We start from the raw sequence: 14,675 nt of genomic DNA, 5'->3' as shown, positions 1-14,675 counted from the left end.
GAATTAGACATAAATGAAAAAATTAAAGATGAATATAATACTAAACCCAAACGTGTCCGAATGGACAGCGATTTCACAACGACCAGCGCAAAGTTTTGAATCCATAGAAGAAACTGTAATGGGAATTTTTAAAGAGGTAAGAAAAAAAGGAGATGAAGCAATAAGTAAATACACTTCTTTTTTCGATGGAATTTCAATTGACGAATTAAGTGTTTCTAAAACTGAAATTCAGGAAGCCATTGTAAAAGTCCCGCAAGATTTAAAAACAGCAATACAAACTGCAAAATCAAATATCGAAGCTTTTCACAGGGCTCAATTGTCCAAACCGGTTAAAATCGATACTACAGAAGGCGTTACTTGTTGGATGGAAAAAAGACCGATTCAAAAAATCGGACTCTATGTCCCGGGAGGTTCGGCGCCTTTGTTTTCAACGGTATTAATGCTTGCAGTTCCTTCACAAATTGCAGGATGTAAAGAAATTATTCTTTGTACACCACCTGATAAAGACGGAAAAATCAATCCGGCCATTTTGTTTACAGCTTATTTATGCGGGATCACTCAAATTAGAAAAGTAGGAGGGATACAGGCAATTGCTGGAATGACATTTGGCACAAAATCAATTCCGAAAGTTTATAAAATATTTGGTCCGGGAAATCAATTTGTAACAGTGGCAAAGCAAGTCGCAACAAAATTTGGTGTGGCTATAGATATGCCTGCAGGGCCTTCAGAGTTGTTGGTGGTTGCCGATGATACAGCCAATGCCAAATTTGTAGCATCCGATTTGTTAAGTCAGGCGGAACACGGAACTGACAGTCAGGTTGTATTGGTTACGACTTCCAAAAAAATGCTTTCTGAAGTGGGTGTGGAAGTCGAAAAACAACTGGAAAACCTTCCGAGAAAGGAAATTGCCGAAAAAGCAATAAAAAATTCGAAGTTAATCTGCTTTGAAAACGATAAAGAGGCTTTGGATTTTATTAATGAGTATGCGCCGGAACATTTCATTATAGCTGCGGCAAATGAACAATTTTATATTGACGGAATCGAAAATGCGGGCTCAGTGTTCATCGGAAATTATACTCCTGAAAGTGCCGGTGATTATGCATCGGGAACGAATCACACGCTGCCTACAAATGGTTATGCGAAAAACTACAGCGGAGTGAATCTGGATAGTTTCTTAAAATCGATGACGTTTCAGAAGATTACAGAAAAAGGAATTCAAAATATAGGAAAAACAATTGAAATCATGGCTGAAGCTGAAGGTTTACAGGCTCACAAAAATGCCGTAACGCTGCGTCTTAATAACTTAAAAAAAATAAAAAATGGAGTTGGAGAAACTAGTACGAACCAATATTAAGGCAATGAAGCCTTATTCTTCGGCAAGGGATGAATTCAAGGATTTCAACCAGCAGATGATTTTTCTGGATGCCAATGAAAATCCGTTCGAAAATGGAGTAAATCGTTATCCGGATCCACAACAGCGTGCTGTTAAGGAGGCTCTGGCCAAACAAAAGAAGGTAAATACAAATCAGATTGTCTTAGGAAACGGAAGCGATGAAGTATTGGATTTGTTGTTTCGAGCTTTCTGCGAACCTAATCGTGATAATGTAATTACACTTCCGCCGACTTACGGAATGTATGGTGTTTTGGCAGACTTAAATGCGGTGGAAAATAGGGAAGTGCTTTTATCGACCGACTTTCAGCCGCAAATCAATCTCATTTTAAAAAGTGTAGACGCAAATACGAAAATGATTTTTATGTGTTCTCCAAACAACCCGACCGGGAATTCCTTTTCCAATGAAAGTGTCGTAACTTTATTAAAGAATTTCAATGGGTTAGTGGTTTTGGATGAAGCGTATATCGATTTTTCAGAAAGGGAAAGTTGGTTGAAAAAGTTGAACAATTATCCGAATTTAATCATCACGCAAACGCTTTCCAAAGCTTATGGTTTAGCCGGAATACGAATTGGTATTTTATATGCTTCTGCAGAAATAACATCGGTTTTGAATAAAATAAAACCTCCGTACAATCTGAACAGTTTGTCTCAGGAAAAAGCATTAAAAAACATTAGAGAAATCGATAATTTAGAAATAGAATTGCTTTTAATAAAAGGAGAAAAGAATATTTTACTTAAACAATTACTTCAAGTATATTTTATTCAAAATGTATATCCTTCGGATGCTAATTTTATTTTGATTAAAGTCGACGATGCTGAAAAAAGATACAGTCAGTTACTCGAAAAAGGAATTGTAATCCGTAACCGAAGTAATCAGCCTCTTTGTGAAAATTGCCTGCGTATTTCAGTAGGCACCGCTGAAGAAAATCAATATCTCATCAACACGCTAAAAACATTGTAATGGCCAAAAAAGTTTTATTTATAGACAGAGATGGAACTATAGTTTTAGAACCAAATGATTATCAGATTGACAGTTTATCTAAGCTTGAATTTTATCCCGAAGTATTTCAATATCTTTCAAAAATAGCCAAGGAACTGGATTTTGAAATTGTTATGGTGACAAATCAGGACGGACTGGGGACTGAAAGTTATCCTGAAGAAAGTTTTTGGCCTGTACAGGATTTTATTTTAAAATCTTTTGAAAATGAAGGTATTGTGTTTGATGAAGTATTCATAGATCGCAGTTTTCTGGAAGACAATTTACCGACCAGAAAACCTAAAACCGGTATGTTGACTAAATATCTGGATAATCCTGAATATGATTTGGAAAAATCGTTTGTTATCGGTGACAGGATTACAGATGTTGAATTGGCCAAAAACCTGGGTTCCAAGGCAATTTTTATTAATAATGAGGAAAATTTAGGAGGAAATGAAATCGAATCTTCAGCAGAAGAATTGACTTCGTTTATTGCCCTCACAACCACTTCATGGAAAACGATTTATGAATACCTGAAATTAAAAGAACGCTCGGCAACCATCACCCGAAAAACCAATGAAACTGACATCATTATTACGATAAATTTAGACGGAACCGGGAAAAGTAACATAAATACAGGATTGCCTTTTTTCGATCATATGCTGGATCAAATTGCGCGTCACGGACAAATCGATATAGATATTGTGGTAGATGGTGACCTGAAAATAGATGAACACCATACCATTGAAGATACGGCTATCGTATTGGGTGAAGTGTTTGCAAAAGCTCTTGGAGATAAATTAGGTATCGAACGTTATGGTTTTTGTTTACCTATGGACGATTGTCTGGCTCAGGTAAGTATTGATTTCGGAGGAAGAAACTGGCTGGTTTGGCAGGCCGATTTTAAACGCGAAAAGATTGGGCAAATGCCGACGGAAATGTTCTATCACTTCTTTAAATCGTTCACAGACGGAGCAAAAGCCAATCTGAATATCATAGCTGAAGGAACCAATGAGCACCATAAAATCGAAGCTATTTTCAAAGCTTTTGCCAAAGCCATAAAAGCAGCTGTAAAAAGAGATGTTGAAAAAATGATTTTACCATCAACAAAAGGAACATTATGAAAATATCCATTATTGATTATGGTGCCGGAAACGTGCAAAGTGTATTGTTTGCTCTTGAACGGTTAGGTTTCCAGGGAACTCTTACCAACGATTGGAACGAAATAAAATCAGCAGATAACGTGATTTTTCCCGGCGTGGGAGAGGCGAGTTCAGCAATGAATCAATTAAAAAACAACGGATTGGATGTTTTGATTCCAACCTTAAAACAACCTGTTTTGGGAATTTGTTTGGGGATGCAGTTAATGTGCAACAGTTCGCAGGAAGGCAATACTAAAGGACTCGGAATTTTTGATGTTGATGTTATACGATTTTCAAATTCGGTAAAAGTACCCCAAATGGGATGGAATACCATTTATGATTTGCATTCAGAGTTGTTTCTAGGGATTAAAGAAAATGAATTTATGTATCTGGTACATAGTTTTTATGCTCCGAAATGTAAAAATGCCATTGCTACATCGAATTACGAATCTGAATATGCCACTGCCTTGCAGAAAGATAATTTCTACGGCGTTCAATTTCATCCCGAAAAAAGCGGAGAAGCAGGAGAACAGATTTTAAAAAACTTCCTTCTTCTAAACTCTAAGATCTAGTTTTAATATGAGAATTATACCGGCTATTGATATAATCGACGGAAAATGTGTCCGTCTATCAAAAGGTGATTATGACACCAAAAAAATCTATAACGAAAATCCTCTCGAGGTCGCTAAATCATTCGAAGCGCACGGAATAAAATATTTGCACCTGGTTGATTTGGATGGAGCTAAATCGAGTAGGGTTGTCAATTATAAAGTGTTGGAACAAATTGCTATGAAAACGGGTTTAAAAATAGATTTCGGAGGCGGAATAAAATCGGATGAGGATTTGAAAATTGCTTTTGAATCCGGTGCCAATCAAATTACAGGAGGAAGCATTGCCGTAAAACAACCCGAAATTTTCAAAAATTGGATAGAAAAATACGGAGCTGAGAAAATTATTTTGGGTGCCGATGCCAATAATGAAAAAATAGCTGTTTCAGGTTGGTTGGAAGAATCAAAGGAAGATTTGATTCCGTTCATTCAGGACTATCGACAGGAGGGAATCCGGTATGTCATTTGCACTGATATAGCTAAAGATGGTATGCTGGAAGGGCCTTCCTTCAACTTGTACCAGAAGATTTTAGAGCAGGTAAACGGAGTTAAACTAATCGCTTCCGGTGGAATTTCAACTTTTGACGAACTGCCCCGATTAGCAGACATCGGTTGTGAAGGAACGATCATTGGCAAAGCAATTTATGAAGGACGAATCAAACTGAAGCAACTTGAAAATTACATTTTAAATTACTAAAAATGCTTACGAAAAGAATAATACCTTGTTTAGACATTAAAAACGGAAGAACGGTAAAAGGCGTGAACTTTGTTGATTTAAAAGACGCCGGTGATCCGGTGGAATTGGCTAAGAAATATGCCGAAGCCGGTGCTGACGAACTGGTTTTTCTAGACATAACTGCTACTGAAGAAGGGCGTGGTACATTAATCGATTTGGTCCGAAAAGTAGCTTTCTCTACAAATATTCCTTTTACAGTCGGAGGTGGCATTTCATCTGTTGAAGATGTTGATACATTATTGAAAAACGGAGCGGATAAGGTCTCCATAAATTCTGCAGCAGTAAAAAATCCAGATTTGATTAATGAATTGGCTGCAAAATTCGGAAGTCAATGTGTAGTTGTCGCGATTGATGCAAAAAAAATATATAACCGATGGCTGGTTCATTTGGTTGGAGGGAAAGTGGCTACCGAATTAGACTTGTTTGACTGGGCAGTAGAAGTAGAGCAACGAGGCGCCGGAGAAATTTTGTTTACGTCGATGGATAATGACGGAACCAAAAACGGTTTTGCCAATGAAGCACTGGCAAAATTATCCCAGATTGTAAACATTCCGATAATTGCTTCAGGAGGAGCAGGAACAATGAATCATTTTGCTGATGCTTTTACAGACGGAAAAGCTGATGCTGCCTTAGCTGCCAGTGTTTTTCACTTTCAGGAGATTGGTATTCCTGAATTGAAAAGTTTTTTGAGCGACCAAAATATAGATATCAGATTATAGAACAACTAAGATGAAAATAGATTTTAATAAAAATGCTAACGGTTTAGTTCCGGCCATTATTCAGGATAACGAAACTAAAAACGTATTGATGTTAGGTTATATGAATAAGGAAGCCCTGGAAACAACTTTTTTGACTGGGAAAGTAACATTTTTCAGCAGGACGAAGAACCGGTTATGGACAAAAGGCGAGGAGAGTGGCAACTTTTTAAAGTTAATTTCTGTTACGGAAGATTGTGATAATGATACACTTTTGGTTAAAGTAAAGCCTGTCGGACCTACTTGTCATACAGGTTCAGATACGTGCTGGCAAGAATTTAACAATCAGGAATTTGGTTTTTTAACAAAATTAGAAAAAACTATCAAAGATCGTAAAGAAAAAACCGAATCCCAAACAAGTTATGTGGCTTCTTTATTCGAAAAAGGAATAAACAAAATTGCGCAAAAAGTAGGTGAAGAAGCTGTTGAAGTTGTTATTGAATCGAAAGATACCAACGACGATTTATTCTTAAATGAAAGCGCTGATTTGTTATTTCATTATCTGATTTTATTGCAGGCAAAAGGGTTTCAGTTGAACGATGTGGTAAAAGTACTGCAATCGAGAGAAAAATAATTTTTCTTTTAGTTCTAAATGATGTATTTTTAAAATAAAAAAATGATTACAAAAGCCGAACTTGATTTTCTGTCCGAATTGAAGCAAAACAACAACAGGGAATGGTTTACCGAAAATAAAAAGCGATTCGAAAAACATAATAATGAAGCAAAGGTGTTTTTCAATGAAATAGCTGAACTATTAGGAAAGCAAGACAGCATTGAACATGTTCAGATTTTCAGGATCTACCGTGATGTACGTTTTTCCAAAGATAAGGCTCCGTATAAAAATCATTTCAGCGTTCATTTTTCACGCTCCAAACCAATGCTCCGTGGAGGATATTATCTGCATATACAGCCGGGAGAAAGTTTTGTAGGCGGTGGTTTTTGGGATCCGAATCCTGAAGATTTAAACCGTATCCGTAAAGAGTTTGAAATGGATGATGAAGAAATCCGATTGATTACTGCCGACACTAATTTTAAAAAGTATTTCGGAGCATTGAAAGGTGATGAATTAAAAACAGCTCCAAAAGGCTTCGATAAAACGCATCCGGCCATTGATTTAATCAGAAAAAAGCAATATCTGGTTACCCGACCGTTTTCTGACAAAGAAGTTTTATCTCCTAATTTCAAACAGGAAGTATTAGACACTTTCCAGGCTATGCGCCCATTTTTTGATTATATGAGCGAAGTGCTCAGTACCAATCTTAATGGGGAAAGTCTTTACTAAAAAATAAAATCTATAAAAAAAGCTATCAATCAAGATAGCTTTTTTTGTTTGTGGTATTGGTGCAATAAGGGTTAAATTTACTCTTCAATTAAAATCATAACCTGACTTTTCAGCCGTTCAATAAGCATGTTCATCATTCGCTTGTTGATGTTTGAGGAATTTTTAATGTATTCTTTATATTCCTCAACAGTAAAAAGTCCAATGATAATTCCTTTGAGCGAATTTCTGAATTTGATGTCGCGCTGAATTACATTTTCAATGTATGCCATCTTTTTTTCCGGTGACAATGAAAAGAATACGTTTTTTTGCTTCACCACATAATTCAGAAATACTTCGATAAAAAGTTCGTTCTGTATAACCAGTATAGGTCGTAAAGTCCTGTTCTGAAAAATTTCTTCAGAGGTTGACTGAGCCGAAATCGTTCCAAGAGGTTCTCCTCTCAAATCAATAAGAAAAGTGTCGCGATTTTCCATGGTTTTTATACTTTACTTAAAGTTACGAAGAATGAAAATTCGATATATACCATGATTTGAAAAGTTATTAGTAGTTTCGTGTTGAAAACTTTGAATTATGTATACTTCTAAAATATTTGTGACTGTCGATGCGGTTATCCTTCGAAAAAATGAAGATTACAAATTGCTTCTGATCAAACGGAAAAATGAACCTTATAAAGACTATTGGGCTTTGCCGGGTGGTTTTGTAGATGAAAATGAAGATCTTAAAGCGGCAGCCATTCGGGAATTGGAAGAAGAAACGCAAATAAAAGTTTCTGACTTAGAGCAGGTTGGTGCTTTTGGAAAACCATTTCGTGATCCGAGAGGACATATGATTTCGGTTGCTTATTTTGGAACTGTTTCATCAGAAACCGTTGCCAAAGCCGCTGATGACGCTAAAGAGGTAGCATGGTTTTCTTTAAAAAAATTACCAGAGTTAGCATTTGATCATTTAGATATTGTAACTTTGACCTTACAAAAATTTGAATTATGAATTACCAAACCAGAAAATGGGTCAGACCGGAAGATTTAAATGCGAACGGAACCTTATTTGGAGGAAAATTATTGTCTTGGATTGACGACGAAGCTGCATTATATTCCATCATGATCTTAAAAAACAACCGCATTGTTACCAAATTCATGTCGGAGATCAATTTTACGAGTTCAGCCCGCCAAGGAGATATTATTGAAATCGGTCTAGATATTGTAAAATTCGGAAAAACATCAATCACGATGCGTTGTGAAGTACGAAACGTTATGACAAAAGCCGTAATCATCACTGTAGATGCGATTACGATGGTAAATCTGGACAGTTTCGGTCAGCCGGCCATTCACGGAAAAACGAGTGTGGAAGAATAGATTAGTATTCTATTTTAATCGCACCGGTTTCATTGATTTCCATTTCGAAATAGCGGACAGATGCTAAAATATGATCGAATATGTCGGCCATTATCGCTTCGTATTCCACTAGGTTTTTATCTTTTACGAAAGCATAAATCTCCAATGGCATACCGTTTTGCGTAGGCTGTAATTGTCGACACATAAACAGCATATCCTTGTTGATTCCAGGATGGTTGGCAATGTACAGGTCTATATATTTACGGAAAACACCAAAATTGGTCAGGTTGCGGCCGTTTATCAAGACCGACTTGTCAATAAATTTCGTTTTATTGAAATTATCGATATCCATTTGACGCTCGTTCAGATATGATGAAATCAATTGAATTTTCTTTAAGTTTTCAATTTCCTCTTCATTTAAAAAGCGGATACTACTGGATTTCAAAAGAATCGAGCGTTTTAAACGGCGCCCATCCGAATCAAGCATACCACGCCAGTTCTTAAACGAGTCGGAAATCAGGAAATAGGTCGGAATTGTGGTAATGGTATTGTCAAAGTTCTGCACTTTCACCGTAACTAGATTGATTTCGATAACATCACCGTCTGCACCATATTTTTCCATGGTAATCCAGTCACCAATACGGACCATATCGTTCACCGTAACCTGTATACTGGCAATAAATCCGAGAATCGTATCCCGGAACATCAAGATAATTAATGCAGAAACAGCTCCTAATCCAGTTAAAAGCTTTATAAATTCTATGTTAAGCAGCGTTAAAATAAAGTATGTAATTCCATACACCCACAAGCAAATCATTACAACTTGAATGTAACTGTCAATAGGTTTATCTTTATACTTCGGCTTATCTTTTAAGTAATCTTTCAGGGAATGAAAAATACTTCGGATGATCCAAAGCGACAATATAATGATGTAAAATTTAACCCCTTTCGTGAAAAAGCCTTCCCAGTATACGAATTCTTTCAGAATAATGGGAACGGTTTTATAAACAAACGAAAGCGTAAAAAGGTGCGCAACATATTTGGCCGTCTTGTTGGCAACTAAAAAATCATCAAAAGTTGATTTTGTTCTTTCAGCAACAATAGCCATCAGAATAATCAAAATCTTTTTAAAAATATAATCTATAATATAAGCAACAACAACAAGGACTACAATATTAACGGCCAAGTTAATATAGTCAGCCATCGTATCGCTAAAATCCCATGATTTAAGGAGTTTATGTGCCCAATTAAAGATTTTCATACTTTAAAATTACAGTATTTTTTTCTCAACATAAAAAGTTCCGAACGGAATTACCGATGCCACGCAAACCTGGAAGTATTTTTTCCATGTCCAGTTGTCTTCCATTTTAAACATTGTTGCCAAAACAATATAGCCTATGAACAACAGTCCGTGAGTCATTCCGATAGGGAAGAGCAGGGTTTTGTACAAATCGAAATTTGTCGGTTTCAGGAAAATCATATTACTGAATAATACTAAAAGAGAAAGTCCTTCCAGTAAAGCAATAATTTTAAAAATACGTGTCATATAAATAAAAGTTTGAAAATTAAATATTTAGAACATATGACTATGTCTAAACATTGAGTTTTTGTCATAAAACCCATCAAATGTAACGCGGAAATTAAAGAAAAATTCCATTTTTAACTAAAACTTATAAAAAAACTACGCATTAAGCGTAGTTCTCATATTGTAAAAAGATTGTTCTTTAAAATTAATACGCCAAAAAAGATTTGCTGTATTCTCTTAAGTCAGCTATGTTGTTTTTGTTCTTTAAATCAGAGAAAAGAGAAATCAAATATTCTAGACTCTCGATATTTGTCGTTTCCTCAGTTACATTGGTTGAAGTACCATCAAATCCTTCAATAGGTTCGTCATCCGGAATGGCAATGAAAAAACCATTATTGTTTTCAATGTGCTCATAGGTTAAACGAATAGCTTTAACTAACACAGGATTTTGTTCTTCAAGAGCATATTCTCTTAATTTTTTTAAATCTGTGATTAATATTTCAGCATTAAATCCGTTCTTGAATAAATCTAGTTGGATTTTATTGATTAATTTTTGTGCAGTTGGATTTTCCACGGTATTTTGTTGATTAGTTAAGAACTTGAAATTGGACTGCAAAAATAAACTTTATTCTCTTTTTTAAAATAAAAAACACGCATTTATTTTTTATAATCTGTCATCCCAAGTAAACTTACTAAACATTGCACACATTATCGAACTGTAGCTGCATTTCATCGGTATTTTTTTTTATTTAACTGATTTAACACTGTATACTTAAAGTAAAACATAAATTTAAGCTAAATTTATATGAATCAATATGTTACGATATTTTAAAGGCAGTTAACCACAAGCTGAATTTTGTTTCAAAAACAACCCATTGAGTTTTAGTATTTCATTTCTTTGAAAGGTATTTTTTTACCGAAGAGAAGAGTAAAAGTTTTTGAGATGAATAAAAAGTACGATGTTCTTCTGATCCTCGAGGGTACTTATCCTTATAATGGTGGCGGTGTTTCAACATGGTCACACATGCTTTGTAATGAAATCAAAAACGCCAATTTTATCTTATATTCCATTAATGCACAATATGAAAGCAGTCCGCGTTACTCTTTAAGCGAGAATGTAAAACAAATAGTTCAAGTTCCTTTGTGGGCGCCGTTTGAGCCGCAGGAAATGATCAACTACGGAAAACATTACTATACGATTGTTGATGAGAAAGAGGATTTGAGTGAAAAAATAGTCCAAGAAGAATTCATTCCCGTTTTCAGGAGAATGATAACCAATATTTATTCTGATACACGAAAAGCTGAAGATTTTGATGATATTATCTTTAAAATGTGGCAGTTTTTTCAGTTACATGACTACAAGAAAACCATGCAAAGTATGGCTGTATGGAGGTGCTTTTGTGATTTGGTCATCGATTTGAGCCGAAACACCAAAGAGGAAGCCACATTGAATGATTTGACTTTTGGAATGCGCTGGATCTACCGATTTCTGATTCCGCTTTCCATTGATGTGCCTAAAGTTGATATTTCTCATTTAACCATTTCAGGTTTTCCGGTAATTCCTGCTTTAGTGTTGAAATACAAATACAATACCCCTATGATCGCTACAGAACATGGGGTATTTATCCGTGAAAGATTATTAGCCATCAATTCTTCTGAATACTCTTATTTTCTTAAAAAAATGCTTGTCAAATTTTCAGAAAGCATAACCGAATTGGTGTATTATAAGGCTGACATGATACTTTCGGTTAATAAATTCAATATTTTATGGGAAAAACTATATGGCGCTAATCCGGATATTATCGATGTGATATACAATGGTATAGATCACAATCTTTTTGTCCCCGCTCCCAAACCCGAAGCGCTGATTGGCATTCCTACAGTAGTGGCGGCAGCCCGTATTTTCGACTTAAAAGACATCATTACGATGATTAAATCCTGTCACGTCGTTAAACAACAAATTCCAAATGTTCAGTATTTGGTTTATGGTGATAATGACGCCGTTCCTGAATATACTAAAGAATGTGAAGATCTTATTAACGAACTGCAATTACAAGACAATTTTAAACTGGCAGGTTATCACAGTAAACCGCATCAACTTTTCTGTGAAGGCGACATTTCCATTCTTACTTCAATTTCAGAAGGTTTCCCATACACCGTTCTGGAATCCATGAGTTGTGGAATTCCAGTTGTGGCGACCGATGTGGGAGGGGTTACGGAAGCTTTGGATGAAGATTGCGGATTCATATGTAAACCCAAAGACTATGAGGAAATAGGAAATTGTGTTATCAAACTTCTGCAAAATGACGAATTACGAAAACAAATGGGGATAAATGCTCGCCGAAAAGTGACTGAGAATTTCACTATCGGGAAGTTTATCAAAGAATACGAAGAGGCATATGAAAAAATAATGAAAAGAACAAGGCAACAATCTGAAAATCAACAAATTTATATTGATCTGGGTCAAAACAACACTATGGAGGCTTCATAAACAATCTGTATAATGAACAGTCATATAAAAAATATAGAAACTCTTAAAAATGCCATCAAGGACAAGATCGGCAAACCCGTGAGCAATCGCGTGGTTGCTGCTACTATTGAGTCATTGGGAATCAGGGACAAAGACACCATGAATGATTTTGGCATGGTTTCCATACGTGCTTTGGCAAATTTGGTTTTTAATCAGTTAGTAACTGCACCCGATTACATTGCCCTAAAAAACAAAAAAGAAAAAGAGTTTGAAAAAAATGAAGAATTCAAAACATTTCAAGTTTCAGATTATTTGATGATTAAAGTAAGGATTTTTGGCAAATATTACCCTTTAGGAATTCTGCATTTATTACCAGTTTTCATCCAAATTTTAGCTATCATTTTTTTCGGGTACTCATTGTGGACTTACATTGGTTTTAATCATATGCAATCCACAGCAGTAGTAATGGGCGTTATTGTCGGGCTGATTTCAACAGGTGGTTTTGTTCAGGTAATAGGGAGACAGGCTTCATTTTACTGGAATTATGAAGATTATACCATGACATATAAAACAATCAATTTTTTGGTCTTATTAGGTGCTAAATCAATCGCTTTGACAATGCTATGCATTTTCTTTTGTAATTTCATCTTTCATGTTTATCCGGCCAAATTGCTCTTTGTTTTATTTATGTATGCTTTTTTGGTCGGAATGCTTCTTTTGATAATAGCCCCTTTGCACATTATAAAACAGCGATGGATTGTTTCCTTCGCCATATTTTTAGCTACAATAATTGCTGTTATTCTAAGACAGTATACCAACATCTCAATATATGTTACACATTGGATCGGAATTTCGATAGTCGTAATTTCGGCAAGGGTTTATTTATATTACTTTTTTAAAAATAAAATCGACAAACTTCAGGTTGACTGTAACATGGAAATAAAAAAACCTGTGATGCTCTACCAAAACTATCATTATTTTTTTTACGGGTTACTCATCTATATATTCATTTTTATAGATCGAATTCTGGCTTGGTCTGCTGATGTGACCGGCACTATTCCATACATTATTTATTTTGAAAAGAATTATGAAATTGGAATGGATGTGGCAATTTTATTCTTTTTACTTCTTTCCGGAGTATTGGAATACAGTCTGGCAGCATTTTCGAAATTTATCGATATCGGTCAAAAAAATACGTCTTACAGTTTTGCTGAAAAATATAATCGAGGACTCTACAAAATGTATTGGCAGCATATTGGTATTCTTTGCATTTCCGCTGTAGTCATTTACTTCATGATTTATCTAATAATGACATCTTCCTGGGGTTATCAGGCACAGTTTAATGAAGTTTTTGAAGAAGTTAGTTTAAGGGTCGCTCTAATTGGTGCCCTCAGCTATTTTTTTCTGGCATGGGCGATGCTTAATACGCTACATCTATTTACTTTAGGTCAACCCATAAAACCTTTGAGGGCCATCATTGTTGCATGCATCGTCAATGCTGTAACGGGCTTTCTTGCGAGCAGGTTTATTTCATATGAATATAGTGTTATAGGACTTTTTTTGGGTTGCTTGGTTTTCATGCTTTTGACATTAAAGGCTAATGTTGAGTTTTTTAAAAATCTAGATTATTACTATTATGCAGCGTATTAAATTATTCTTCTGTTTACTTCCTTCGTTGATAGGATTTAAGGTTTGGTCAAATGCTGATCAGCAACCAAATGTTTTTTTTTGCTACGGAAAATTAAATCCGACTGAAATTAAAGGTTACGATTATGTGGTCCTCGAATCGAGAAATTTCAACGCCTCAGATATTAAAAAAGTAAAAAGCCTGAATGGAAAAGTTTTAGCGTACATCAGTTTAGGTGAAGTAAACAGTCAAACAAAACATTATAAAAAACTAAAAAATATCACTTTAGGAAAAAATGAAATTTGGGATAGTTATTATTTGGATTTAAAATCCGATTCAACTAATCAGGTTCTTTTTTCCGAAATAGACCGAATGTTATTTGATGGTTATGACGGTTTGTTTCTGGATAACATAGACAATTTTACAACATTCGGCCCTCAAAAAGACCAAAAAGCTGAAATTATAGCTTTCATGGGAAATCTTAAAAGAAAGTATCCGCAACATTATATTCTTCAAAATGCAGGAATTGAACTCTTGGAAGATACACATAATTTTATTGACGGTATCGTTGTGGAATCGGTTGCGAGCAATTATTCGTTTCCAGACAAAAACTATAAACTCAGAGAAAAAAATGAATACGATGAATATATTAAGAAATTGAACCTGATACGAAGGAAATACAAACTCCCCATAATTTTGGTAGAGTATGCAGATACACAATTACTTTACAACGATATACAAAAACGGATTTCAAAAACTAACTTTTTATATTTTATCGGTACAATCGATCTACTAGGAGTTCCAAATTTTACTAACTAAACGGCTATGAT

Annotated in this window: 17 protein-coding genes; 13 read left to right on the top strand and 4 right to left on the bottom strand. The window is 35.2% G+C overall.

Going from position 1 to position 14,675, the window contains the following annotated elements; genetic code table 11:
- Positions 1-28 precede the first annotated feature (28 nt).
- From hisD to LZF87_RS10540, 8 genes are read left to right on the top strand one after another with little or no spacing between them, the layout of a single operon-like run.
- Positions 29-1,354 carry a histidinol dehydrogenase gene (hisD, locus tag LZF87_RS10575; protein WP_244338963.1) on the top strand — a complete coding sequence of 442 codons (1,326 nt, stop codon included), beginning with the start codon at positions 29-31 and terminating at the stop codon, positions 1,352-1,354.
- A complete protein-coding gene (hisC, locus tag LZF87_RS10570) occupies positions 1,320-2,354 on the top strand; it encodes a histidinol-phosphate transaminase (RefSeq protein ID WP_244338961.1) in 1,035 nt (344 codons plus the stop codon). Before hisD ends, hisC begins: the two co-directional genes overlap by 35 nt.
- On the top strand, positions 2,354-3,493 hold the full coding sequence (gene hisB, locus LZF87_RS10565; protein WP_244338959.1) for a bifunctional histidinol-phosphatase/imidazoleglycerol-phosphate dehydratase HisB: 1,140 nt from the start codon (positions 2,354-2,356) through the stop codon (positions 3,491-3,493). The genes hisC and hisB overlap by 1 nt, the downstream gene beginning before the upstream one ends.
- A complete protein-coding gene (gene hisH / locus LZF87_RS10560) occupies positions 3,490-4,083 on the top strand; it encodes an imidazole glycerol phosphate synthase subunit HisH (protein WP_244338957.1) in 594 nt (197 codons plus the stop codon). Before hisB ends, hisH begins: the two co-directional genes overlap by 4 nt.
- A 7-nt stretch (positions 4,084-4,090) precedes the next feature.
- Positions 4,091-4,816, top strand: a complete 726-nt coding sequence (gene hisA, locus LZF87_RS10555) for a 1-(5-phosphoribosyl)-5-[(5-phosphoribosylamino)methylideneamino]imidazole-4-carboxamide isomerase (protein ID WP_244338956.1) — start codon at positions 4,091-4,093, stop codon at positions 4,814-4,816.
- Positions 4,817-4,818: 2 nt separating this feature from the next.
- Complete coding sequence (gene hisF, locus LZF87_RS10550; protein ID WP_244338954.1) at positions 4,819-5,574, top strand: imidazole glycerol phosphate synthase subunit HisF; 756 nt, start codon at positions 4,819-4,821, stop codon at positions 5,572-5,574.
- 10 nt (positions 5,575-5,584) lie between these two features.
- On the top strand, positions 5,585-6,184 hold the full coding sequence (gene hisIE, locus LZF87_RS10545; protein ID WP_244338952.1) for a bifunctional phosphoribosyl-AMP cyclohydrolase/phosphoribosyl-ATP diphosphatase HisIE: 600 nt from the start codon (positions 5,585-5,587) through the stop codon (positions 6,182-6,184).
- Between the two features lie 42 nt (positions 6,185-6,226).
- Complete coding sequence (locus LZF87_RS10540) at positions 6,227-6,892, top strand: DUF2461 domain-containing protein (protein WP_244338950.1); 666 nt, start codon at positions 6,227-6,229, stop codon at positions 6,890-6,892.
- Positions 6,893-6,969: 77 nt separating this feature from the next.
- On the opposite strand, the gene LZF87_RS10535 is transcribed toward LZF87_RS10540, so the two are convergent.
- Positions 6,970-7,365, bottom strand: a complete 396-nt coding sequence (locus LZF87_RS10535) for a glyoxalase (RefSeq protein ID WP_244338948.1) — start codon at positions 7,363-7,365, stop codon at positions 6,970-6,972.
- Between the two features lie 94 nt (positions 7,366-7,459).
- Here LZF87_RS10535 and LZF87_RS10530 point away from each other — a divergent pair, with 94 nt between their 5' ends.
- Positions 7,460-7,879: an NUDIX domain-containing protein gene (locus tag LZF87_RS10530; RefSeq protein ID WP_413614303.1), complete on the top strand. Its 420-nt coding sequence runs from the start codon at positions 7,460-7,462 to the stop codon at positions 7,877-7,879.
- The gene (locus tag LZF87_RS10525; protein ID WP_244338945.1) at positions 7,876-8,244 is read left to right on the top strand and encodes an acyl-CoA thioesterase; all 369 of its coding nucleotides are present in this window, start codon (positions 7,876-7,878) and stop codon (positions 8,242-8,244) included. The genes LZF87_RS10530 and LZF87_RS10525 overlap by 4 nt, the downstream gene beginning before the upstream one ends.
- A gap of 1 nt (position 8,245) precedes the next feature.
- Here the strand turns inward: LZF87_RS10525 and LZF87_RS10520 are convergent, their stop codons facing one another.
- The 3 genes from LZF87_RS10520 to LZF87_RS10510 all read right to left on the bottom strand — a co-directional run bounded on the left by LZF87_RS10520 (position 8,246) and on the right by LZF87_RS10510 (position 10,322).
- Positions 8,246-9,484: a mechanosensitive ion channel family protein gene (locus LZF87_RS10520; RefSeq protein WP_244338944.1), complete on the bottom strand. Its 1,239-nt coding sequence runs from the start codon at positions 9,482-9,484 to the stop codon at positions 8,246-8,248.
- 9 nt (positions 9,485-9,493) lie between these two features.
- Positions 9,494-9,769 (bottom strand): DUF3817 domain-containing protein, encoded by a 276-nt coding sequence (locus tag LZF87_RS10515; RefSeq protein WP_244338943.1) that lies wholly within the window; start codon positions 9,767-9,769, stop codon positions 9,494-9,496.
- Between the two features lie 184 nt (positions 9,770-9,953).
- Positions 9,954-10,322: a hypothetical protein gene (locus tag LZF87_RS10510; RefSeq protein ID WP_244338942.1), complete on the bottom strand. Its 369-nt coding sequence runs from the start codon at positions 10,320-10,322 to the stop codon at positions 9,954-9,956.
- Between the two features lie 369 nt (positions 10,323-10,691).
- Here LZF87_RS10510 and pelF point away from each other — a divergent pair, with 369 nt between their 5' ends.
- From pelF to LZF87_RS10495, 3 genes are read left to right on the top strand one after another with little or no spacing between them, the layout of a single operon-like run.
- Complete coding sequence (gene pelF / locus LZF87_RS10505) at positions 10,692-12,239, top strand: GT4 family glycosyltransferase PelF (protein ID WP_244338941.1); 1,548 nt, start codon at positions 10,692-10,694, stop codon at positions 12,237-12,239.
- A 12-nt stretch (positions 12,240-12,251) separates the two neighbouring features.
- Positions 12,252-13,868 (top strand): hypothetical protein, encoded by a 1,617-nt coding sequence (locus LZF87_RS10500; RefSeq protein WP_244338940.1) that lies wholly within the window; start codon positions 12,252-12,254, stop codon positions 13,866-13,868.
- The gene (locus LZF87_RS10495; protein ID WP_244338939.1) at positions 13,855-14,664 is read left to right on the top strand and encodes an endo alpha-1,4 polygalactosaminidase; all 810 of its coding nucleotides are present in this window, start codon (positions 13,855-13,857) and stop codon (positions 14,662-14,664) included. The genes LZF87_RS10500 and LZF87_RS10495 overlap by 14 nt, the downstream gene beginning before the upstream one ends.
- Positions 14,665-14,675 lie beyond the last annotated feature (11 nt).

The sequence above is a fragment of the Flavobacterium enshiense genome (genome assembly GCF_022836875.1).
GTDB classification, from domain to species: Bacteria; Bacteroidota; Bacteroidia; order Flavobacteriales; family Flavobacteriaceae; genus Flavobacterium; species Flavobacterium enshiense_A.
The sequence above is the reverse complement of the archived record's forward strand: the minus strand, read 5'-3'. Positions and strand labels throughout refer to the sequence as shown.